The sequence below is a fragment of the Ruegeria sp. YTSA105 genome (genome assembly GCF_059610225.1).
Genome location: NZ_JBXWNE010000010.1, coordinates 66,841 through 89,317, shown reverse-complemented (window position 1 = coordinate 89,317; position 22,477 = coordinate 66,841). Strand labels below are relative to the sequence as shown.

Below are 22,477 nucleotides of genomic sequence, written 5' to 3'. Positions count from 1 at the left end.
AGCGCAAAAGCGCACCGGGCAGGCGGATAAAACGTTCCCTGGAGAGGCAGCAGGACGTGATCGAGCAAAGGCAACTCAACCTGCATCAAGCGGGCACTGTACGAGTCGTACGGCAATCGGCAGCTCTGTGCTATCGTGTCCAACGCGGCACGCCTCAGGTGTTGCTCATTACAACGCGTGGTTCCGGTCGTTGGATAATACCCAAGGGGAATTTGATCGAAGGCCTCTCACCCTCCGGTACAGCCAGTCAAGAAGCCTGGGAAGAGGCGGGTGTGACCGGTACTTGCACTCCAAATGCCTTTGGGCAGTTCCTGCATTACAAGCGGAGGTACAAGAAAGGATCAGCGGTTTATCTGGTCGATGTCTATCCGCTGGTGGTCAAATCCCTGGCCGCGCGATACCCTGAATGGCAAGAGCGCAAGCGCAGGTGGTTTTCGCTGGGACATGCCGCCTCTCGGGTTAATTCGCCCGATCTTGCATCATTGTTACGCAATGTAGAGCATTTGTATCACTGATGTCCCCCTCAGGGGCTTGCCATTGCAATAGTGGTTGGTATCTATTTGGCATCCGACATCTGGACAGAACATGATTCAATATGCGTTGAAATGTAATAGCGGTCACAGCTTTGACAGTTGGTTTCAATCAGCCGCCGCTTACGACAAACTTGCCGCCGCGGGCATGGTGACATGCGCTGTGTGCGGTGATCCGCAAGTTGAAAAAGCAATCATGACCCCGCGTGTCCGCCCCGGACGTACGGTCGAATCTCGTACCACGGTTCCGGCATCTCGGGATGAGGTCGTCAACATGGCAACGCCAAGCGTTGATGTCGAGAAAGCCCTTTCTGAGCTGCGGCGCAAAGTCGAGGACAACTCGGATTATGTTGGCAAGGATTTTGCCAAAGAGGCCCGTAAGATACATTTGGGCGACGCGCCGGAACGTGCGATCTATGGCGAGGCCAAGCCAGAAGAAGCCAGGGCATTGATCGATGACGGCGTTCCTGTTGCGCCGCTGCCTTTCGTACCTTCGCGCAAGACGAACTAGCCCATGCATGTTGTTATCACCGGTGCTGGGCGGGGGATCGGAAAGGTTCTGGCGGACAGGTATCGGGCGCAAGAATGCGACGTAACGGGCACGGCTCGGGATGGCAGCGCGGAGGTGGCGCTGGATGTAACAGACCCGAAACAACATCAAGCGATGGCGGAAAAACTGGCAATGCGCCCTGTTGATCTGCTGGTCTGCAATGCCGGTGTATATCTGGATAAATCCCAAACCATCGATGGCTACCCCGCCGAAATGTGGGCGCAGAGTTTCGCTGCCAATGTGACGGGGGTCTTTCTGACAGTTCAGGCCTTGTTGCCCAATCTGCGCGCGGCACAGGGCAAGATTGCGATTTTATCCTCGCAGATGGCCTCGCACACGCGGGCACCTGGTGGCAGCTATATCTACCGCTCGTCCAAGGCGGCGGTTCTAAACCTGGGGCGCAATCTGGCTGTGGACCTGCGCGGCGACGGCATTTCAGTAGGCATTTACCACCCCGGCTGGGTTCAGACGGATATGGGTGGGACCGGGGCTGATATCACGGTTGATAAGGCTGTTCAGGGCCTGATCAACCGTTTCGATACTCTGTCACTTGAAAGTACCGGGTGCTTTGAAACCTATGAAGGCCAGTCGCACCCTTACTGACGGGCAAGAGCGACTTTAGGGATCTCATATACCTCACCGGGATCAACGAAAATCACCATAACATCGCCTCGGTTTTCATAGGTGATCTTAGCTGCCGAATTTGTCGAATCCGGGATGCCATCGGTGAAATAGATGTTGCGGACTTCGCCATTTCCCATCGCAACCGCAAGCGTAGAGCTGCCGTCGTCACGGCGCCGCATTTCGGCGTTGCAAGTGCGCATCGCCTCGCCTGGGCTGGTCGCACAGGGCACTTTCCCCAAGGCGTTTTGACCGTCGGTGCCGGTCAGCGAGGCGACTTGCGCCGCCGCAGGTGTGGAAAATAGGGCAAGGACAAGGGCAAGACGGTGCATTGAATACCTCGTAGTGAATTTGATGCGTCAGGCTTACACCGTCATACGCGGTTGTAAAGCGATGCTAGGCCCCGACTGATGCGGTATTGCACTCTTGCTCTTGCGGCCCCCCTCGCATAAGACGCACGGGATCTGAATTCCAAGGCGCGGAGACATCAGCCCCCATGCCCGTACTCGTGATGAAATTCGGCGGCACATCCGTCGCAAATCTGGACCGTATCCGCCGTGCTGCAAAGCGCATCGGCGTTGAGGTGGCCAAGGGTTATGACGTGATCGTCATCGTCTCGGCCATGTCGGGCAAGACCAACGAGCTGGTGGGCTGGGTCAACGAAACCTCGCCACTGTTTGATGCGCGCGAATATGACGCCGTGGTGTCTTCGGGGGAAAACGTCACCGCCGGCCTTATGGCGCTGACATTGCAAGAGATGGACGTACCAGCCCGCAGTTGGCAGGGCTGGCAGGTGCCGTTGCTGACCACCAGCGCCCACAGCCAGGCCCGGATCGAGGATATTCCGACCGACAACCTGAACCAGAAATTCGGCGAGGGCATGAAAGTGGCCGTTGTCGCGGGTTTCCAGGGTCTCAGCCCTGAAGGCCGTATCACGACACTGGGCCGTGGCGGGTCGGATACCACTGCGGTGGCCTTTGCTGCCGCATTCGGGGCCGAGCGCTGCGACATCTATACCGATGTAGACGGCGTTTACACGACCGACCCGCGCATCTGCCAAAAAGCGCGTAAGCTGGATCGGATCTCATTCGAAGAAATGCTGGAACTGGCCTCGCTTGGGGCTAAGGTGCTGCAAACCCGCTCGGTTGAGCTGGCGATGCGATATAAAGTGAAATTGCGCGTTCTCTCAAGTTTTGAAGAACAATCCGACGAGGCCGGTACGCTGGTCTGCGACGAGGAGGATATCATGGAATCCAATGTTGTGGCCGGTGTGGCCTATTCTCGTGACGAAGCCAAGATGACCGTCGTTTCCGTGGCGGACCGCCCCGGTATCGCCTCGATCATCTTTACGGCGCTTAGCGACGCGGGCGTGAATGTGGATATGATCGTTCAGAACATCTCGGACGAAGGGCGCACGGATATGACCTTTTCCTGCCCCACGGATCAGGTGACGCGCGCCGAAAAGGCGCTGTTGGCTGTGAAAGACCGGGGAGAGCTGAACTATGCCGACCTGGTCGCAGATAATGATGTCTGCAAGGTTTCTGTGGTCGGGATTGGAATGCGTTCGCAATCGGGTGTTGCGGCTAAAATGTTCAAGATACTCTCGGATGAGGGTATCAATATCAAGGTCATTACAACCTCTGAGATAAAAATTTCCGTCTTGGTGGACAGGAAATACATGGAACTTGCGGTTCAGGCACTGCATGATGCCTTTGAATTGGACAAGGCGGCCTGAGCAATTCAGCCAAGGGTCACGCCTGAAACCTTAGACTGGTTGGGCTATGGCAGACGGCACTGAAACAGAATCCCGTAAGCTGCTGGGGCGGCTGCGTGAAGAGATGGCGAGCGAAGCTGCCGGTCAGGAACGTCTTGACCGGATCACTCACCTGATCGCAGACAGTATCCGGGCCGAGGTCTGCTCGATCTATCTGTTCCGCGACGAAGAAACCCTGGAACTTTGTGCGACCGAAGGCCTGTCGCCCGAGGCTGTTCATAAGACCCGTATGCGCATGGGCGAAGGACTGGTGGGGCGCGTCGCGAAATCCGGCAAAATCGTGAACACGCCCGATGCGCCGTCAGCCAAGGGCTTTCGCTATATGCCGGAAACGGGCGAGGAGCGTTTCTCGTCTTTTCTGGGTGTGCCGATTCAGCGGCTGGGTGAAAAGCTTGGCGTTCTGGTTGTTCAGTCCCGCAACGCGCGCGAATATTCTGCGGATGAAGTTTATGCGCTGGAAGTGGTTGCAATGGTTCTGGCCGAAATGGCTGAACTGGGAGCATTCGTTGGCGAGGGCGCGGCTCTGTCGCCACGCCACCAGCAACCGGTTCAGTTTACAGGTGGCCCTGCACAAGAGGGCTCGGCCGAAGGCCATGTCTGGCTGCACGAACCGCGCGTTGTTGTTACCAACCCGATTGCTGATGACCCGCACCGCGAACAAGAACGTCTGACCGAGGCGGTCGAAGAATTGCGCGTCGGTGTCGACAAGATGCTCGAGATATCCAAGAACGGCGACAAGGAACAGCTGCAGGTTCTGGAAGCCTATCGCATGTTCGCCAACTCCAAAGGCTGGATGCGCCGGATGGAGGAGGACATTGCACTTGGGCTTAGCGCCGAAGCTGCGGTGGAAAAGGAACAATCCCAGGCGCGCGCGCGCATGAGCCAAGTCTCCGACCCCTATCTGCGCGAGCGATTGGCGGATCTGGACGATCTCAGCAACCGTCTGCTGCGCATTTTGACCGGGCAAGGGCAGACAAACAGTGCCGACCTGCCACCGGACCCAATCCTGGTTGCCCGGAATATCGGTCCAGGTGACCTGCTGGAATATGGCCGGTCCTTGAAAGGCATCGTGCTCGAAGAGGGCTCGGTCGGAAGCCATGCCACCATTGTTGCCCGTGCTTTGGCCATACCACTGGTGGTCCATGTCGGGCGCATTACGACCGAGGCCCTGAACGGAGACCATATTCTGGTTGATGGCGATCAGGGCACTGTGCAGCTGAGACCAGAAGATACCGTGGTCAGCGCGTTCCGTGATAAGGTCGCGATGCAGGCCAAGGCGCAGGAACGCTATGCCTCAATCCGCGAAACGCCAACGGTGACGCGGGATGGAGAGCGGATCAATCTGGTGATGAACGCGGGTCTGATGGCGGACCTGCCTTCGCTGAACAATTCCGGTGCCGAAGGCGTGGGCCTGTTTCGTACCGAGCTGCAGTTCCTGATCCGCAATAAGATGCCCAAGCGTTCCGAGCTTGTGACGCAATATCAGCGGGTTCTGGATGCGGCCGATAAAAAGCGTGTGGTATTTCGCACGCTGGATATCGGGTCCGACAAAGTTCTGCCATACATGAAACACATCGAGGAGCCGAACCCGGCCTTAGGCTGGCGCGCAATTCGGGTTGGCCTGGATAAACGCGGCGTGATGCGGATGCAGCTGCAGGCTCTGATCCGGGCCGCCAATGGTCGTCCGTTGACGGTCATGTTCCCATTCGTGGCACAAGCGGAAGAGTATTATGAAGCGCGATGGGAAGTGAATAAGACCATCGACCGCGAGAAACGTCTGGGCCATGCCCTGCCTGAAAGTATTGAAGTCGGAGCGATGTTGGAAACACCCTCACTCGCTTTTGCACCGCAGAAGTTTTTTGACGAAGTCGATTTCATTTCGATTGGTGGCAATGATCTGAAACAGTTCTTCTTTGCTGCCGACCGTGAAAACGAGTTGGTCCGCCGCCGCTATGACTCGCTGAATGTCAGTTTCCTGACTTTTATCGAACGGATCGTAGAACGCTGCAACATCTCGGATACGCCACTCAGCTTCTGCGGTGAAGACGCAGGACGCCCGGTCGAGGCACTGTGTCTGGCCGCGATGGGAATCCGGACGTTGTCGATGCGCCCGGCGTCGATTGGGCCGGTCAAAAGCGTATTGTTGCGGGCAGATCTGCAAGCAGTGCGCAAGATCATATCGGACGCTCGTCATCGCGGAGAGCAATCCGTGCGGCCGGCTGTGATGGAATGGTTACGCAGCCAGGGGTAGTGCGTCAAATCCACCCTTGCTTTCTTTTCTCGCTTTGCCTAAGGAAATGGTGAATGTTAGCGATAACATTTTCTATTCACCGGCGCTGTTAGCTTTAAGTGCTATTGTGGTTCAGCAGAGGATTGAAGGAGCCCGACGATGGTTTCACGCGTAATTCCCGTTAACCCGTTCGATCTGGTGCTGTTTGGCGCGACCGGTGATCTGGCGCAGCGAAAAATCCTGCCGGGTTTGTGTCATCGTTTCGAAGTCGGCCAGATGCCAGACGAAGCCCGGATTATCGGGTCTGCCCGATCCGCCATTGATAGCGACGCGTTTCGGGATCAGATACGCGCCTCGATGAAAGAGTTCGCGCCGGAATTCAAAAAAGACGTTCTGGACCGCTTTCTGTCACGCGTGGAATATGTACAGGTTGATGCCTTGGGTGATGCGGGCTGGGACAATCTGGCCAAGTCATTGCGCCCAGACGTTGTGCGAGCGTTTTACCTTTCTGTCGGCCCAAGCTTGTTCTCGGGCATTGCGAAACGGCTGAACGATCACGATCTTGCAACGCCTGACAGTCGTATCGTTGTGGAAAAGCCGTTTGGTCATGATCTGGCCTCGTCCAAGGCGCTGAACGAAGGGCTGCGCGCCTGTTTCGAAGAACATCAGATCTATAGGATCGACCACTATTTGGGCAAAGAGACCGTGCAGAACCTGATGGCCCTGCGCTTTGCCAATTCCCTGTTCGAGCCGTTGTGGAACGCAACACATGTCGACCACGTCCAGATCACCGTGGCTGAAACCGTCGGCGTCGAGGGGCGCGGGGCCTATTACGATCAGTCGGGTGCAATGCGGGATATGATCCAGAACCACTTGGTACAGCTGCTGTGCCTGACAGCGATGGAGCCGCCGTCCAAGTTCTCTCCCAACGCGGTTCGCGATGAAAAGGTCAAAGTGATCGAGGCGCTTGAGCCGGTGATGCCTGCGGATATCGCCCGCGGTCAATACCGCACGGGCGAGGGCGGTGACGGGTATCTGGACCATGTCGGCAACCCTGCAAGCCGGACAGAAAGCTATATTGCGCTAAAGGTTCATTTGGGTAACTGGCGTTGGGCTGGGGTGCCTTTTTATCTGCGCACCGGAAAACGTTTGCGTGCGCGCGAGTCGGAAATCGCCGTCTACTTCAAGGATCCTCCACACACTATCTTCCCCAATGTAGGGCCATTGCATGGAAATGTGCTGGTGATCCGTCTGCAACCGGACGAAGGGATCACCCTGCGCACCACCATCAAAGATCCCGGTCCGGGCGGGTTCCGCCTGTCGGATGTGTCGCTGGATATGAGCTTTGCCGAGGCGTTGGGCGCAGATGCGCGGGCTCAGGACGCTTATGAACGGCTGGTGATGGATGTGATCCGCGGTGACCAGACCCTGTTCATGCGTGGCGACGAGGCCGAAGCCGCCTGGGCTTGGGTTGACCCTATTATTCAGGGTTGGGAAAACCGGGGTGACCGGCCATCGAAATATGATCAAGGCAGTTCCGGGCCTGAAGAAGCTCTGATGCTGATGCATCGCGACGGGCGCCGCTGGCGTCAGATCGGAGGTTAGACATGGTTAATGCAGTTATCACCGACGTCACGCAACGGATTATAGCGCGCAGCGCCGATTTGCGTGGTCCGCATCTTGAGCGGATGGAACAGGCCCGGTCCAAAGGCCCGGCGCGGGCGCATCTGTCCTGCAGCGGTCAGGCCCACGCCTATGCCGGCGCAGGCGATGACCAACAATCGATGGCCACTGGTACGGCGGGCAATCTGGGCATAGTTACTGCCTATAACGACATGCTGTCGGCCCATCAGCCGTTCGAGCGCTATCCCGGCCTGATCCGCAATGCGATCCGCGCCGCAGGTGGAACCGCACAGGTGGCAGGTGGCGTACCGGCAATGTGTGACGGCGTCACGCAGGGCGAGGCGGGGATGGAACTGTCGCTGTTCTCACGTGACGTGATCGCGCTGGCCACAGGGGTGGCGCTGAGCCACAACACTTATGACGCTGCCGTGTTTCTGGGGGTCTGCGACAAGATCGTGCCCGGCCTTGTGATCGGCGCGCAGGCGTTCGGCCATCTGCCAGCTGTATTCTTGCCCGCAGGCCCGATGACCAGCGGTTTGCCAAATGACGAAAAGGCCAAGATCCGCCAGAAATTTGCCGCCGGAGAGATCAACCGCGCCGAGCTCATGGCCGCCGAGATGGCCGCCTATCATGGCCCCGGCACCTGCACCTTTTATGGCACCGCCAATACCAACCAGATGCTGATGGAGTTCATGGGCCTGCATCTTCCGGGATCCAGCTTTGTCAATCCAAACACACCGCTGCGCGATGCGCTGACTGAAGAAGGTGCGCGCCGTGCTCTGTCGCTCAGTGCGCTGGGCAACAACTATGCGCCGGTCTGCCAGATACTTGACGAACGTGCCTTTGTGAACGGCATTGTCGGTCTGATGGCCACGGGCGGGTCGACAAACCTGCTGATCCACCTAATCGCGATGGCGCGCGCGGGCGGTATCGTGCTGGATTGGCAGGATTTTTCCGAAATCTCCGCCGTGGTGCCTTTGGTCGCGCGAGTCTATCCCAACGGACTGGCCGATGTGAACCATTTCCACGCCGCGGGCGGGCTGGGCTATTGCATTGGCACGCTGCTCGAAGACGGGTTGCTGCACCCCGACACGCTGACCGTCGCGGGGCAGGGGCTGCACAATTATACCAAAGAACCCAAGCTGAAAGACGGCGACCTGACCTGGGAGGACGGCGCAGGCCAAAGCCTGAATGACAAGATATTGCGCCCCGCCAAAGACCCGTTCCAACCTACAGGAGGTCTCTCGCGGCTCAGCGGCAATCTGGGTACCGGAGTGATGAAGGTTTCGGCGGTTGCCCCCGAGCATCAGGTGGTCGAGGCCCCGGTACGGGTGTTCCAAACTCAGGATGCGGTCAAGGCGGCGTTCAAAGCCGGAGAGTTTACGGATGACCTCATCGTCGTTGTGCGCTTTCAGGGACCCAAGGCGAATGGCATGCCCGAATTGCATTCATTGACGCCGATGCTGTCGATCCTTCAGGGCCGGGGGCAAAAGGTGGCGCTGGTGACCGATGGCCGTATGTCCGGCGCCTCCGGCAAGGTTCCCGCTGCCATTCATATCTGCCCCGAGGCTCTGGATGGCGGTGCGATCGCCTATTTGCAGGATGGCGACATTCTGCGTGTGGATGCCATAAACGGCGCGCTCGAAATCCTCACCCCAGGTGTGCTTGACCGCACTCCGGCCACGGCTGACCTTTCTGCCAACCAACATGGTGTCGGGCGCGATCTGTTCGGTGCGTTTCGCAACGCTGTCGGCACCGCGGATACCGGCGCCAGCATCTTCGGAGTGTAAGACCTATGTCCAAGACACAACGCACCCGTGAAATCTGTGCCCTTGCCCCGATTGTCCCGGTTCTTGTAATTGACGACGCCGCCAGCGCACGACCTCTGGCCGAAGCTCTGGTCGCGGGCGGTCTTCCTGCGCTCGAAGTCACCTTGCGCACCCCGGCTGCGCTCGATGCGATTCGGGCGATGGCGCAGGTTCCCGGTGGCGTCGTCGGGGCGGGTACATTGATCACGCCTGATGACGTGCGCGCCGCGAAAGAGGCTGGCGCGCAGTTTGGCGTCTCGCCCGGTGCCACTGACGCCCTGATCGCCGCATGCGAAGCCCAAGACCTGCCCCTGCTGCCCGGCGCCGCAACCGCCACCGAGGCGATGGCACTGCTGGAAAAAGGCTATGACATGCTGAAATTCTTCCCGGCCGAGGCCTCGGGCGGGGCGCCTGCGCTCAAGGCTATCGGCGCGCCCTTGCCGCAAATCACCTTCTGCCCAACGGGCGGTGTATCGCCTTCAAATGCCCGAGATTACCTGTCTTTGTCCAACGTGATCTGTGCGGGCGGCAGCTGGGTAGCACCCAAACAGATGGTCGCAGAAGGCAACTGGTCCGGGATCGAAACGCTTGCCCGGGATGCCGCCAAGCTGATGGATTGACGCCGAAATTGGCCACGTTAGGGTAGGGCCAATTCAAACAGGTTGATCCCATGACACATCCAATCTCCCTCGCGCGTGGGCGCGAGTATCTGGCCATTCCAGGCCCCTCGGTCATGCCTGACGCTGTGCTGCAGGCGATGCACCGACCGTCACCTAATATCTACGATGGCGAATTGATCGAGATGATGCCCGATCTGATCCGCGATCTGCGTCGCGTTGCCCGCACGGTCCATAACGTGGCCATCTACATTGCCAACGGCCATGGCACGTGGGAGGCGGCACTGTCGAACACCATCGCGCCCGGTGAGACAGTGCTTGCCCCCGCATCGGGGCGGTTTACCCATGGATGGGCCGAAATGGCCGAAGGGATCGGCGCCAAGGTGGATGTGATTGATTTCGGAACCAGCTCGGTCTGGGGTTTCGATCGCATTGCCGAGGTGCTACGCGCTGATTCATCGCATGATATCAAAGCTATACTTGCAGTTCACGTGGATACCTCGAGCTCAATTCGCAACAACCTCCCGGCGCTGCGCGCGTTGCTGGATGATCTGGGTCACCCGGCGCTGGTGATGGCGGACTGCATCGCCTCGCTGGGATGTGAGCAATTCGAGATGGATGCCTGGGGTGTCGACGTGACTGTTACCGCCTGTCAAAAAGGGCTGATGACCCCACCGGGCGTGGGGTTTGTATTCTTCAACGACAAGGCGCAGGCAAAACGGGCCGCAATGCCGCGTGTTTCCCGGTATTGGGACTGGCAGCCACGAGCCAATCCCGAGCTATTCTACCAATACTTCGATGGTACCGCGCCGACCCATCATCTCTATGGGCTGCGGGCCGCGCTCGACCTGATCCACGCGGAAGGGATCGAAAATGTCTGGGCGCGCCATCAACGCCTCGCTCAGGCAATCTGGACCGCCTGCGAAATCTGGGCACAGGGCGGTGCGCTGTCGTTGAATGTAGCTGACCGCGCAGACCGAAGTCATGCGGTCACCGCGCTGTGCCTGAGTGGAGGGCTCGGAACCCCATTGCGGTCCTATACCGAACAATCGCTGGGCCTGACTTTGGGAATAGGCCTCGGGATGGAAGATTGGGACGGCTGTTTTCGCCTGGGCCATATGGGACACATCAATGCACAGATGGTCATGGCGATGCTTGGCGGCGTGGAAACTGCCATGGCCGCCCTTGATATTCCGCGCGGCAAGGGCGCGTTAGAAGCCGCCGCCACCGCGCTTGTGACCTGAGACCAGCCCCCGATCTCAGTGCAAATCTGTATCTCCATCTGGCTCAAAATACTTTTGGGGGGAATCGCGCAAACTGCGCGATGGGGGCAGACAGCCCCCGTCCCGATGGCCATAAGCGAGAGCTTCAGACGTTCAGCGCCCGGGCGTCAGCAAGCGCTTTTGGCAAAGAGGCGGCAAAAGCCCCTAGATTTGAGGCATCGCCGCAGCTCACTCGAATGCACCTGTTCTGAGGCGCGGCAAAGGGCATCCGAACGAAAACCCCCTGCGCCACCAGCGACTCCAGAACAGCCTTGGCAAACACCCCATCCTGACCGCAATCAATGGCCACGAAATTGGTGGCTGAGGGTAAAGGGAGCAGCCCGTTCTCCAACGCAATCGCGTTGATCCGCTCGCGCGCATCTGAGATGCGGGCACGGATTTGTAACAGCCAAACCTCATCCTGCAGCGCAGCCAACGCGCCTGCTTGTGCAGCCTTGTTCATACCGAAATGGTTGCGCACCTTGTTGAACGCCGAGATCAGGCCTGGCGCCCCAATGGCATAGCCGACACGCGCGCCTGCCATTCCGTACACTTTGGAAAACGTGCGCATCCGGATCACACGCGGGTCATCTGCGGCAACCGGCGCTGCAGTCCCGTCGGGGGCGCATTCCACATATGCCTCGTCCAGAACCAGCAAACAGCCATCGGGCAGCGCATCCAATACAGCCACGATATCAGTGCCCGAATGCCAGCTGCCCATAGGGTTGTCAGGATTGGCCAGATAGACCAGCTTAGCCTTGACCTCAGCGGCCTTGGTAAAGAGTGCCTGAGGGTCTTCGTGATCGTCGCGATAGGGAACCGTGTGTATCACCCCGCCAAACCCGGCGACGTGATAGTTGAAGGTCGGGTAGGCCCCGTCCGAGGTCACAACCGTATCTCCTTGCCCAACCAGCAAGCGCACCAGATAGCCCAGCAACCCATCAATGCCTTCGCCAACCACGATATTTTCGGGTGAGACGGAGTGGTACTCAGCCAGGGCGTGGCGCAGGTTGTGGTTTTCCGGATCGCCATACATCCAGATATCGCCAGTTGCCCCCCGCATGGCCTCGACAGCGCGTGGCGAAGGGCCAAAGACATTCTCATTCGCACCCAGCCGGGCCACAAATGGTGCACCGCGCTGTCGTTCCTGTGTTTCAGGGCCGACAAAAGGCACAGAAGCAGGAAGAGATTGGGCAAGCGGGGTATAGCGTGGATTGGTCATGCAACCAGATAAACGCAAGGTCATCCGACAGGCAACCTTGCTTTGCCTGCACAGTGCCCACAGTCTGGCACCAACAAAAACAAAGGAGTGTCCATGCGCATCGCGATTGGTTTGGCTTTAGTGGGGCTTGCCTATTTGATATTTTGGCCTGTTGACGTGGACCCAGTGGCCTGGGAGCCGCCCGAAGCTCCGGGCTTTACCGGCGTGATTGCCGAGAACAACGCTTTGGACAGCCTCGAACTAGTCTCTTTGCCGGATGGCGAGGAAGGCCCGGAAGACATCGCGATCATGCCGGATGGCACGATCTACACGACATCCATGTCCGGCGCGCTTTATCGGATCGACGGCGACAGCCCGGTCAAGATCGACGACCTGGGTGGGCGCCCTTTGGGTCTGCAAGCTGGGCCGGACGGCGCGCTATATATCGCAGATAGCTACAGGGGGCTGATGCGCTGGACCGGGCCTGGCACGCTGGTATCCCTTGTGTCCGAGATTGGCGGGTCTCCGGTGGTCTATGCCAATCAGTTGGACGTGGCTCCGGACGGTACGGTCTATTTCTCGAACTCGTCTGATCGGTTCGATCCCGAAACCATGGGCGGTACCAAAGCCACCTCGATCCTGACCATCTGGGAGCAGTCGGATACGGGATACGTGGCCCGCTATTCCCCTGATGGCACAACAAAAAAGGTGGCCGAGGGCTTTGTCTATACCAATGGTGTAGCGCTTTCCCCGCAGACGGATTTTCTGCTGATCGCCGAAACTGGCCGTGCGCGGGTGCACAAGCTCTGGCTAACTGGGCCGAGTGCTGGGCAGCGCGAGGTGTTGATGGAAAACCTGCCGGGATACCCCGATAACCTCACGGCGCAGGGCGACGGCACTTATTGGATGGCCTTCGCCAGCCCGCGGGTGCCGAGTGAAGCTTTGATGCCCTATCCCTTTTTGCGCAAGGTGATCTGGCGGCTGGGTCCTTTGGTGCGACCGGCGCCGATTCATCGCGGCATGATCGTCCAATTCGACGGGGATGGCACAATCCTGCAAACCTTGCAGGACCCCGGTGGGCGGCTGGGCATCACCACGGCGGGTCAGGTCGTTGGTGACCTGTTCTATGTCATGACGCTGGATTCGCCGTGGTATGGCCGGATGCCCGTCGCTGATTTGCCCTGACGTCGTGGTGGCACTGTCCTCGTCTTGCTGGCATGGTTGACGCAACACTGATTTCCGGAGGGACCAATGTCTCGCGTTTCCATCGAATACAAAGACCATATCGCCCATGTCACGCTAACCCGTGGCGACAAGATGAACGCGCTGGACGAAGCCATGATCAAGGCGATCCTGTCCGCCGGGCAAGAGGTGGCGGTCTCCGACGCCCGCGCCGTGGTGCTGTCGGGTGAGGGTAAAAGCTTCTGCGCTGGTCTCGACATGGCCAGTTTCGCCAGCATGGCCCACAAGGACCCGACCGAATGGCTGATGAACCGCAGCCATGACGACGCCAACGAAATGCAGGAGCTTGCCTTGATCTGGCGCCGTGTCCCCGTTCCAGTCATCTGTGCCATTCAGGGTGTGGCCTATGGTGGTGGTCTGCAAATCGCACTGGGCGCGGATATCCGCATTGCCCACCCCGAGGCGAAATTGGCGGTGATGGAGATGAAATGGGGTATCATTCCCGACATGGGCGGCATGGTTCTGCTGCCCGAGCTTGTCCGCTCGGACGTGCTGCGCTTGCTGACGTATACTGCACGTCCAATAGGCGCGCCGCAGGCGGCTGATTGGGGGCTGGTCACGAAACTCTCGGACGATCCTCTGACCGAGGCGCTGGCTCTGGCTGAAGACATCGCAGGCCAAAGCCCTTCAGCCATCCGTGCCGCCAAGCGCCTGATCGACGTGGCCGAAAACCGTTCGCGAGCCGACGTTCTGCTGGCCGAATCTGCCGAACAGGTGGAGCTGATCGGCAAACCCGATCAGATGGAGGTTGTCATGGCGCAGATGCAGGGCCGTAAGCCCAAGTTCAAGTAGTCACCACATGAATCCCGATGCGCATCGCGGTCCTGCACGTCAGGCAGTGGGGTGTAGGCTTTGCGCATCTGATCCAGCGTTACTTGAAATGAATTCTCTGGGTTGGACCTAGGTCTGTGCTTTCTTGATCCGGCGTACCACCAGAGTTCCCAATGATCCAAATTTTGGCCGGTTTTACTTTGGCTGTGGCCTCAAGGCAAAGCGGCTATCGCAGCCAGTTAGTCACCAGATAGGCAATGCCACCAGCCAGCAAACCCCAGACCGCGGCCCCCAGCCCGAAGACTGTGATACCGGACGCAGTGATAGCAAAAGTCAGGATCGCCGCCTCACGCTCGGCCACAACCTCCAGCGCAGCGTGGATCGCATTTGCCAGCACACCGATCAGTGCGACCCCGGCCAGCGTCCCCATCAGCAACGGATCGGCATGGGCGGCAAATCCGGTGATGGCCACGGCAAAAATACCAAACAGGCAATAGAATACGCCACCCATGATGGCCGACCAATAGCGCAGCGCAGGATCGGGATGACTGTCCTGATTTGAGCACATCGCGGCGGTGATGGCGGCAAGGCAGGTGGCGGGGGCTCCGAACGGGGCGGACAACAGGCTGGCCCCTCCGACGGCCGAGAACAGTTTGCCCGGCACGGGCGAAAAGCCAAAGCTGCGCATCACCGCGATGCCGGGGATGTTCTGTGTCGCCATGGTGACGATGAACAGCGGCATTCCGATCCCTATGGCCGAGGCCAGCGAGAATGTAGGCATGGCCCAGATCGGTGCCGCAATCAGACGCTCGGGCATGATCGTTGTATCTCCGGCGTTCAGGATGACTATAATGGCTGCTGCGATCACTGCCGCGGGAACCGCAAACAGCCGGTTGAACCGCCCCGCGATGAACCATGTCAGGATTACGGGTAGCGCCTGCCACGGAATCTCGACGGCCGCCTTGAACGGGAGGATACATAGAGGCATCAGAACCCCGGCAAGCATTGCCTGCGCTAGCGTGGTCGGGATTGCAGCTGCCAACCTTCCCAGCGGTTTCCACAACCCAGCCACAACCGTCAAAGCGCCAGCGCACAGGAACGCACCGATAGCTCCTGAGAATCCCTCGACAGGTGTGGCGGATACAGCCAACAGCGCGACACCCGGCGTGGACCAGGCGACACTGATCGGCAACTTGTAGCGCAAGCTCAGCGCGATGGCGGCCAGCCCCATGGCGATGGCGGCGGTCATCAGGCCCGATGCGGCCTCCTCCGGTGACGCACCCATCGCATCCAGCCCCTGCAATACAATGGGGAATGAGCTGAAAAAGCCGACGATGGCCACAACCAATCCGGTTGAGATGGTCTGCATTGGTGGAAATGCGCGTGTCATCCTGCCCTCAGCGTTATCAACCTGCACTTGCTAGCAATCGTAAGCGGAGGTGAACAGGGCGAAATCCGGGCCGGGGAACGAAAACCCCGCCAACGCGGGCGTGGCGGGGTCTGGTATCTTGAACGGTTTGGAGCAGACGAAGATCAGGCGATTTCGGCCAGACGTGCCAGCGCCTCGTTCAGTTTTACCTCTTCCTCTTCACGGGCGGCGAGGTTGGCTTTGGCTTCGGCGACAACCTCTTCCGGGGCCGAGGCCACAAATTTCGGATTGTTCAGACGACCTCGCAAACCACCCAATTCCTTGGCAAGTTTGCCCTTGGCCTTCTCAAGTCGTTCCTTTTCGGCGCCGATATCGATGATATCTGCCAGCGGCAAGCCGAACGTCGCACCCGGCGCGGCAATCGAGATCGTCCCCTTGGGAAATGCGTCCACTTTGGTCAGGCTGTCGATCCGCGCCAGCCGCTTGATCAGCGCCTCGTTACGGTCCCATGCAGCTTGGCCATGCGCGTCAATCTCTGTCACCAGCATCGGTACATAAAGGCCCGCCGGAACCCGCATCTGCGCACGAGCTGAGCGCGTGTTCTCGATCACCGAGATCACCCAGTTCATTTCGCGGTCCGCCTCTGGGTCGACCAGTTCGGTGCCGTAAGTCGGCCAGTCGGCGTGCACGACCATCTTGACGCGCGTGCCTGTCAGGCCCCACAGTTCCTCGGTAACGAAGGGCATGATTGGGTGCAGCAAGACCATGCACTGGTCCAGAACCCAGCGCATGGTAGCGCGGGTCTCGGCCTGTGCTTCGGCATCGTCACCCTGTAGCAGCGGTTTGGAGAGTTCAACGTACCAGTCGCAGACCTTACCCCATACAAAGGCGTAAAGCCCGTTGGCCGCATCGTTGAAACGATAGCTTTCCAGTGCGGCGTCGACCTCGGCCCGTACGCGGGCAGTTTCGCCTATGATCCAACGGTTTACGGCGGCCTTGGGTTTCAGATCAGCGACGTCTAGTTGCGGTACGGCGTCGGTGAAGACCTCGTTCATCTCGGCAAAGCGAACAGCGTTCCAAAGTTTTGTACCAAAGTTGCGATAACCGGTGATGCGTTCGCGAGACAGTTTCAACACGCCGCCAATCGCCGCCATCGAGGCATTGGTAAAGCGCAGCGCGTCGGCGCCGAATTCGTCCACGATCTCCAGCGGGTCGATGACGTTGCCGGTGGTCTTGGACATCTTCTTGCCCTTCTCGTCGCGGACGAGCTGGTGCAGGTAGACGGTGTGGAACGGGATCTGATCGACCACCGCCAGTTGCATCATCATCATCCGGGCGACCCAGAAGAACAGGATGTCAAAGCCGGTGATCAGAACGTCCGTGGGGAAGTAGCGTTCCAGCTCCTCGGTCTGCTCGGGCCAGCCCAGCGTGCCGATGGGCCAGAGGCCGGAGGAAAACCAGGTGTCGAGAACGTCGGGGTCACGCCAAACCGGATAAACCAGCTTCGTCGGGTCTTGTTCAACTGCATACTGAGCAAGGCTTTCGGCGAATTGATGGATCGCTTCTTGCTTATCGGCAACTTCGATTACAGTTGCGTGGCTTAGCGGGCTGGGAATGTTTGCATTATCGTCCAGGAATTTTTCAGTCACTGCCTCCAGATTCGACGCGCATTCCATGACGTTGCCACGGTGCAACATACCGCCTTCGTTCAGCAAACGACCCAATTCGACCAGATCAAGGTTGCCGTCGTTCTCGTCATCTTTGAAGTTTTCGGCCGACAGGTCGAGGCCATACCAAACCGGAATCTGATGCCCCCACCACAACTGGCGCGAGATACACCAGGGCTCGATGTTTTCCAGCCAGTGGTAATAGGTCTTCTCGCCCGACTCGGGGATGATCTTGACCGTGCCGTCCTTGACCGCGTCCAGCGCGGGGCCGACGACTTTTTCGGCATCCACGAACCACTGGTCGGTGAACATCGGTTCGATCACGACCTTCGAGCGGTCGCCAAAGGGCTGCATGATCGGTTTGCTCTCGACCAGCGGGACGAGTGCAGCCGGGTCGTCATCCTCACCCAGCTTTGTGCCCAGAACCGGGTTGTCGGCACGGGTCATGACGGCCAGACCGTCGTTGGTGATCTCTTCGACCACCTTGGCGCGCGCCTCGAACCGGTCAAGCCCGCGCAGGTGATCGGGGATCAGGTTGATTGCGTCGATCTCATTCTCGGTGAACTCCTTGCCGCGCGCGTATTCCTGCGCCTTGCCGGCCTCTTCGGCATAGGGCGCGCCATCGGCTCGCAATGCGCCACGCGTGTCCATCAGACGGTACATCGGAATACCGCCACGCTTGGCGACCATGTTGTCGTTGAAATCATGCGCGCCGGTGATCTTCACCGCGCCCGAGCCGAAATCGGGATCGGGATAGTCATCAGTAATGATCGGAATCTGCCGACGATGCTCTTTCGGTCCAACAGGAATTTCACATAGTTTTCCTATGATTGGCGCGTAGCGCTCATCTGACGGATGAACCGCAACCGCGCCGTCGCCCAGCATTGTTTCGGGCCGTGTCGTGGCGATTGAGATATAGTCGCGCTGTTCCTCAAGCACGATATTCCCGTCCTCATCCTTTTCGACATACGTATAGGTCTCACCACCCGCCAGCGGGTACTTGAAGTGCCACATATGGCCCGCGACCTCGATATTCTCGACCTCAAGATCCGAGATTGCGGTCTCAAAATGCGGGTCCCAGTTGACCAGACGCTTGCCGCGATAGATCAGGCCCTTTTCGTACATTTCTACGAAGACCTTGATGACGGCATCGTGGAAATTTGCAGAATTCTCATGCCCTGTGCGCGGGTCACCCGGTGCACCTGCCATGGTAAACGCGTTGCGGGACCAATCGCAGCTGGCGCCAAGACGCTTGAGCTGTTCAATGATCGTGCCGCCGTATTCACCCTTCCATTCCCAGACTTTCTCAAGGAACTTCTCGCGCCCGAGTTCACGCCGCCCTTCGTTGCCCTGCGCCGCCAACATCTTTTCAACCTGCATTTGCGTGGCGATGCCCGCGTGGTCCTGACCGGGTTGCCAAAGCGTGTCGAAGCCGCGCATCCGGTGCCAGCGGGTCAGGATATCCTGCAGCGTGTTATTGAACGCGTGTCCCACATGCAGCGCCCCCGTCACGTTGGGTGGCGGGATCATGATGGTAAAGCTTTCATCGCGCGATCTGTTCGCGCCCGCCTTGAAGGCTCCGGCCTGTTCCCAGGCCTCGTAAATGCGGGCCTCGGCCTCGGCCGCGTTGAATGTCTTTTCCATCGCCATTGGATGCGTCCTGCGTCAACAAATTCGGGTTAACGCTTGCAATATCGAAAGGATAGCAAAAGGGAAAGGGCCAAGCGCCGGGGCTATGGACAATGATGCATCGCAGCCTAATGTCGCCTAGAGGCAGAGACAGGAGCGCGCGGTGGAAAAGTTTGGCAAAAGCCAGCCCGTCAAACGGACCGAGGACCAGCGGTTTCTGACCGGGCAGGGGCAATATATGGACGATGTCCTGCCGCACGGGGCTTTGCATGCGGTATTCGTGCGATCCCAGGTGGCGCATGGGGTGATTGGGGCGCTGGATCTGGATGACGCGCGCGCGGCCCAAGGGGTGCGGCTCATCATGACGCTGGACGACCTGAAGGCCGCCGGGATCGACACGTGTATGAATGCGGCCATCCTGAATAACCGAGACGGTTCGAAAGCCGCTGCGCCGGACCGGCATATGCTGGCCGCGGATCGCATACGGTTTGTCGGAGAACCCGTCGCTGTAGTCATTGCCGACACCGCCTTACAGGCCCGCGATGCGGCCGAGCTGATCTGGGTCGAAACCTCTGACTTGCCCGTAAAACTGGACGTGTGTGTGGGCGGAGAAACGCTGCACGCGGAAACTCCGGATAATCGGGCATTTGACTGGGCGCTGGGCGATGAGGCGGCAACTATTGCTGCGTTTCAGCAGGCGGCTCATACCGTTGCACTGAATGTGGACGACAATCGAGTTATCATCACGTCGATTGAACCGCGGGGCTGTCAGGCGCATTGGGTTGATGGGCGGTTGCACTTTTCCTATGGCGGGCAGGGGGTTTGGGCCATGCGTGTTCAGCTGGCGCAAAAGCTAAAGCTCAACCCCGAGGATATCCGCGTCACGACCCCGGATGTCGGCGGCGGGTTTGGCATGAAGGTCATGCCCTATCCCGAATATTTCTGCGTGGCCGTTGCTGCGATGAAGTTGGGCCAGCCTGTTCACTGGATGTCTGACCGTTCCGAGGCAATGTTGTCCGATCACCATGGCCGCGACCTGTCTTCGCTGGCCGAGCTGGCATTTGACAGCGATCACCGGATCACCGCCTATCGGGTGCACAGCAAGGTAAATCTCGGGGCCTATAACAGCCATTTCGGCCAGGCGATACAAACCAATCTCTTCAGCAAAGTGTTGATGGGCGCCTATGATGTACAAACCACCTATCTGCGGGTCGAGGGGTTCTATACCAATACAACGCAGGTTGACGCCTATCGCGGCGCAGGGCGACCCGAGGCCATATATGTCCTTGAACGCACTATCGACCGCGCGGCCCGAGAACTGGGCGTGGATCCCTGGGAGTTGAGGCGCAAGAATTTCATCCGGCCTGAGGCATTTCCTTACAAGACCGCGACCGGCGAAACGTATGATGTCGGCGATTTCGACATGGCCCTGTCCCAAAGTCAAAGACAGTCCAGCGGCTTTGCCGCCCGCAAGATCGCCGATGCTGAACGCGGTTTGTTCCGGGGGCAGGGGATTTGTTACTATATCGAAAGCATTTTGGGCGACCCTTCCGAGAACGCAAAGATCGAGTTCGTTGAGGATGGCACCTTGAAACTTTTTGTCGGAACCCAATCCAACGGGCAGGGGCACGAAACGGTCTATGCTCAGTTCCTGTCTGACCAAACCGGGGTTCCCCTAGATTGCATCACCGTAGTTCAAGGTGACAGCGACCAGCTTCCGAATGGTGGGGGAACCGGGGGATCGCGATCAGTTACGGTGCAAAGCACAGCGACGCTTGCCACGATCGACGTCATGGTTGCCGCATTCACGCCCTATCTCGCAGATAAGATGGGGGTGGAGGAAAGCGACGTGCGCTTTGATTTTGAAACCTTCCGCGCGCCGGGATCAAACCTGACGCCCACTTTGACCGAGGCCGCGGATATGGCCCGTGCCGACGGGCGCGTTGATTTGTTGCAGCATCAGTCAAGCATCACGCTGGACGACCGTAGCTATCCCAACGGGGCACATGTTGCCGAAATCGTGATTGACCCTTGTACCGGCGAAACATGGGTAGACCGCTATACTGTGGTCGATGATTTCGGTAATCTTATCAATCCGATGCTGGCCGAGGGGCAAGTTCATGGCGGTGTCGCACAAGGCATCGGTCAGGCGCTGTCCGAACATGTTGTCCATGATGCGCAGGGGCAACTGCTCACGGCATCGTTGATGGATTACGCCTTGCCCCGCGCAGCCGAGATACCCATGATTAAGTTTACCTCGGCGCCGGTACCGTCAACCTCTAACCCGTTGGGAATGAAAGGATGCGGAGAGGCCGGCACCGTGGGCGCGCTGGCTGCAGTGGCAAATGCGGTTCAAGATGCGCTCTGGGATCACGGGGTGCGGCAGGCCGATATGCCTTTTACGCCGCACAAAGTATGGGAACTGCTGAACGATGCAACTGTCGCGGCTGAGTAGAAAGGTACTGGGGTGGCTTGGACGGCCGCTGCGATCCGAGCATTCGGCCGAAACGCGCCATCGTGAACCTGTCAGCCATGTCATCATTCTAGACGGCACCATGTCGACGCTTGAGCCCGGATATGAAACTCATGCGGGGCAGGCGCTGCGGCTGTGCTGCGAGATGGGAAGCAAGGTATCCGTCTTCTATGAGGCCGGCGTGCAATGGGAAAGCTGGAAGTCCTCGTTGGATGTGATGATGGGGCGGGGGATCAATCGCCAGATACGCCGGGCCTATGGCTATCTGGCCTCGCGGTATAAGCCCGGCGACCGTATCTATTTCATCGGCTACTCACGTGGGGCCTACGGTGTGCGCAGCCTTGCGGGTGTGATCGATATGATTGGCCTGCTCAAGGCCGAGCATGCGACCGTAAGGAATATCAAACAGGCCTACCGCCACTATGAATGCAATGCCAATGGTAGCGCTGCTGCTGCGTTTCGCCGGCAGTTCTGCCATGAAGATGTTGCAATCGAAATGATCGGCGTGTGGGATACAGTAAAAGCGCTGGGATTGCGTCTACCGCTGCTTTGGCGTTGGGCCGAGGATCGCCACGCCTTCCACAACCATCAGCTTGGTCCCGCTACGCGCCACGGCTACCACGCGATGGCGCTGGATGAAACGCGCGAGGTATTCGAGCCGGTCCTGTGGAAATGTACTCCCGATTTTAAAGGCCATGTCGAGCAAGTCTGGTTCCGAGGCACCCATGGCGATGTGGGTGGCCAGTTGAACGGGTTTGAAGAAGCCCGCCCTCTTAGCAACATCTCGCTGGTTTGGATGCTGGATAAGGCAGAGCTGCACGGCCTGCCATTGCCGGAGGGATGGAGAGACCGCTTTGTGATCGACCCTCATGCGCGTTCGGTCGGCACATGGCGCGGTTGGGGTAAGATTTTCCTTCTGCGCAAGCACCGCAAAGTAGGCCGCGACCGATCCGAGCGGTTGCATGTCTCGGTTTCGCCAAACGAACTGCCCGGTTGGGTGCCAATGCTGGATTTGCCATCGCATCCAGCGCAGTAATTCGGTTCCAGCTGCGAACAAAAATCACTGGGAACATTTACTGGTTAGTGAGACCCTAATACTCATATATTGAA

At 58.8% G+C, this 22,477-nt stretch carries 17 protein-coding genes; 13 read left to right on the top strand and 4 right to left on the bottom strand.

What is annotated here, in order from left to right; genetic code table 11:
• Positions 1-56 precede the first annotated feature (56 nt).
• From AC2FH2_RS13760 to AC2FH2_RS13750, 3 genes are all read left to right on the top strand, one after another.
• Positions 57-515: an NUDIX hydrolase gene (locus tag AC2FH2_RS13760; RefSeq protein ID WP_271950475.1), complete on the top strand. Its 459-nt coding sequence runs from the start codon at positions 57-59 to the stop codon at positions 513-515.
• Positions 516-585: 70 nt separating this feature from the next.
• On the top strand, positions 586-1,041 hold the full coding sequence (locus AC2FH2_RS13755; RefSeq protein ID WP_271950473.1) for a DUF1178 family protein: 456 nt from the start codon (positions 586-588) through the stop codon (positions 1,039-1,041).
• A 3-nt stretch (positions 1,042-1,044) separates the two neighbouring features.
• A complete protein-coding gene (locus AC2FH2_RS13750) occupies positions 1,045-1,683 on the top strand; it encodes an SDR family NAD(P)-dependent oxidoreductase (RefSeq protein ID WP_142638031.1) in 639 nt (212 codons plus the stop codon).
• Here the strand turns inward: AC2FH2_RS13750 and AC2FH2_RS13745 are convergent.
• Positions 1,677-2,033, bottom strand: a complete 357-nt coding sequence (locus tag AC2FH2_RS13745) for a hypothetical protein (protein ID WP_142638033.1) — start codon at positions 2,031-2,033, stop codon at positions 1,677-1,679. The genes AC2FH2_RS13750 and AC2FH2_RS13745 overlap by 7 nt on opposite strands.
• A gap of 164 nt (positions 2,034-2,197) precedes the next feature.
• Between AC2FH2_RS13745 and AC2FH2_RS13740 the strand changes: the two genes are divergently transcribed.
• The 6 genes from AC2FH2_RS13740 (at position 2,198) to AC2FH2_RS13715 (ending at position 10,997) form a co-directional block, all read left to right on the top strand.
• Positions 2,198-3,436: an aspartate kinase gene (locus AC2FH2_RS13740; protein WP_142638035.1), complete on the top strand. Its 1,239-nt coding sequence runs from the start codon at positions 2,198-2,200 to the stop codon at positions 3,434-3,436.
• Positions 3,437-3,482: 46 nt separating this feature from the next.
• A complete protein-coding gene (gene ptsP, locus AC2FH2_RS13735) occupies positions 3,483-5,726 on the top strand; it encodes a phosphoenolpyruvate--protein phosphotransferase (protein ID WP_142638037.1) in 2,244 nt (747 codons plus the stop codon).
• A 138-nt stretch (positions 5,727-5,864) separates the two neighbouring features.
• Positions 5,865-7,310, top strand: coding sequence for a glucose-6-phosphate dehydrogenase (gene zwf / locus AC2FH2_RS13730; protein WP_281973264.1), 1,446 nt, complete (start codon positions 5,865-5,867; stop codon positions 7,308-7,310).
• A gap of 2 nt (positions 7,311-7,312) precedes the next feature.
• Positions 7,313-9,118 (top strand): phosphogluconate dehydratase, encoded by a 1,806-nt coding sequence (edd, locus tag AC2FH2_RS13725; protein WP_496823974.1) that lies wholly within the window; start codon positions 7,313-7,315, stop codon positions 9,116-9,118.
• A 5-nt stretch (positions 9,119-9,123) separates the two neighbouring features.
• Positions 9,124-9,756, top strand: a complete 633-nt coding sequence (locus AC2FH2_RS13720; RefSeq protein WP_142638043.1) for a bifunctional 4-hydroxy-2-oxoglutarate aldolase/2-dehydro-3-deoxy-phosphogluconate aldolase — start codon at positions 9,124-9,126, stop codon at positions 9,754-9,756.
• 50 nt (positions 9,757-9,806) lie between these two features.
• Positions 9,807-10,997, top strand: coding sequence for a pyridoxal-phosphate-dependent aminotransferase family protein (locus AC2FH2_RS13715; RefSeq protein WP_496823972.1), 1,191 nt, complete (start codon positions 9,807-9,809; stop codon positions 10,995-10,997).
• A gap of 124 nt (positions 10,998-11,121) precedes the next feature.
• On the opposite strand, the gene AC2FH2_RS13710 is transcribed toward AC2FH2_RS13715, so the two are convergent.
• Positions 11,122-12,237, bottom strand: coding sequence for a pyridoxal phosphate-dependent aminotransferase (locus tag AC2FH2_RS13710; protein WP_496823970.1), 1,116 nt, complete (start codon positions 12,235-12,237; stop codon positions 11,122-11,124).
• A 93-nt stretch (positions 12,238-12,330) separates the two neighbouring features.
• On the opposite strand from AC2FH2_RS13710, the gene AC2FH2_RS13705 reads away from it, so the two are divergent.
• Both AC2FH2_RS13705 and AC2FH2_RS13700 read left to right on the top strand, forming a co-directional pair.
• The gene (locus AC2FH2_RS13705) at positions 12,331-13,401 is read left to right on the top strand and encodes an SMP-30/gluconolactonase/LRE family protein (RefSeq protein ID WP_496823968.1); all 1,071 of its coding nucleotides are present in this window, start codon (positions 12,331-12,333) and stop codon (positions 13,399-13,401) included.
• 66 nt (positions 13,402-13,467) lie between these two features.
• The gene (locus AC2FH2_RS13700; RefSeq protein WP_281973259.1) at positions 13,468-14,250 is read left to right on the top strand and encodes a crotonase/enoyl-CoA hydratase family protein; all 783 of its coding nucleotides are present in this window, start codon (positions 13,468-13,470) and stop codon (positions 14,248-14,250) included.
• 205 nt (positions 14,251-14,455) lie between these two features.
• Here AC2FH2_RS13700 and AC2FH2_RS13695 read toward each other — a convergent pair whose 3' ends face one another.
• Together AC2FH2_RS13695 and AC2FH2_RS13690 are read right to left on the bottom strand one after the other, a co-directional pair.
• Positions 14,456-15,619 carry a benzoate/H(+) symporter BenE family transporter gene (locus tag AC2FH2_RS13695; RefSeq protein WP_496823965.1) on the bottom strand — a complete coding sequence of 388 codons (1,164 nt, stop codon included), beginning with the start codon at positions 15,617-15,619 and terminating at the stop codon, positions 14,456-14,458.
• A 143-nt stretch (positions 15,620-15,762) separates the two neighbouring features.
• On the bottom strand, positions 15,763-18,915 hold the full coding sequence (locus tag AC2FH2_RS13690) for a valine--tRNA ligase (protein WP_496823963.1): 3,153 nt from the start codon (positions 18,913-18,915) through the stop codon (positions 15,763-15,765).
• 142 nt (positions 18,916-19,057) lie between these two features.
• On the opposite strand from AC2FH2_RS13690, the gene AC2FH2_RS13685 reads away from it, so the two are divergent.
• Both AC2FH2_RS13685 and AC2FH2_RS13680 read left to right on the top strand, forming a co-directional pair.
• The gene (locus tag AC2FH2_RS13685) at positions 19,058-21,349 is read left to right on the top strand and encodes a xanthine dehydrogenase family protein molybdopterin-binding subunit (protein WP_496823961.1); all 2,292 of its coding nucleotides are present in this window, start codon (positions 19,058-19,060) and stop codon (positions 21,347-21,349) included.
• Positions 21,327-22,403, top strand: coding sequence for a T6SS phospholipase effector Tle1-like catalytic domain-containing protein (locus AC2FH2_RS13680; protein WP_496823960.1), 1,077 nt, complete (start codon positions 21,327-21,329; stop codon positions 22,401-22,403). Before AC2FH2_RS13685 ends, AC2FH2_RS13680 begins: the two co-directional genes overlap by 23 nt.
• The last annotated feature ends 74 nt before the right edge of the window (positions 22,404-22,477 follow it).

Coding starts and splice junctions, on each gene's coding strand:
- AC2FH2_RS13755 (WP_271950473.1), top strand. CDS start 586: ATGATTCAATATGCGTTGAAATGTAATAGCGGTCACAGCTTTGACAGT.
- AC2FH2_RS13750 (WP_142638031.1), top strand. CDS start 1,045: ATGCATGTTGTTATCACCGGTGCTGGGCGGGGGATCGGAAAGGTTCTG.
- AC2FH2_RS13745 (WP_142638033.1), bottom strand. CDS start 2,033: ATGCACCGTCTTGCCCTTGTCCTTGCCCTATTTTCCACACCTGCGGCG.
- AC2FH2_RS13740 (WP_142638035.1), top strand. CDS start 2,198: ATGCCCGTACTCGTGATGAAATTCGGCGGCACATCCGTCGCAAATCTG.
- ptsP (WP_142638037.1), top strand. CDS start 3,483: ATGGCAGACGGCACTGAAACAGAATCCCGTAAGCTGCTGGGGCGGCTG.
- zwf (WP_281973264.1), top strand. CDS start 5,865: ATGGTTTCACGCGTAATTCCCGTTAACCCGTTCGATCTGGTGCTGTTT.
- edd (WP_496823974.1), top strand. CDS start 7,313: ATGGTTAATGCAGTTATCACCGACGTCACGCAACGGATTATAGCGCGC.
- AC2FH2_RS13720 (WP_142638043.1), top strand. CDS start 9,124: ATGTCCAAGACACAACGCACCCGTGAAATCTGTGCCCTTGCCCCGATT.
- AC2FH2_RS13715 (WP_496823972.1), top strand. CDS start 9,807: ATGACACATCCAATCTCCCTCGCGCGTGGGCGCGAGTATCTGGCCATT.
- AC2FH2_RS13710 (WP_496823970.1), bottom strand. CDS start 12,237: ATGACCAATCCACGCTATACCCCGCTTGCCCAATCTCTTCCTGCTTCT.
- AC2FH2_RS13705 (WP_496823968.1), top strand. CDS start 12,331: ATGCGCATCGCGATTGGTTTGGCTTTAGTGGGGCTTGCCTATTTGATA.
- AC2FH2_RS13700 (WP_281973259.1), top strand. CDS start 13,468: ATGTCTCGCGTTTCCATCGAATACAAAGACCATATCGCCCATGTCACG.
- AC2FH2_RS13695 (WP_496823965.1), bottom strand. CDS start 15,619: ATGACACGCGCATTTCCACCAATGCAGACCATCTCAACCGGATTGGTT.
- AC2FH2_RS13690 (WP_496823963.1), bottom strand. CDS start 18,915: ATGGCGATGGAAAAGACATTCAACGCGGCCGAGGCCGAGGCCCGCATT.
- AC2FH2_RS13680 (WP_496823960.1), top strand. CDS start 21,327: ATGCAACTGTCGCGGCTGAGTAGAAAGGTACTGGGGTGGCTTGGACGG.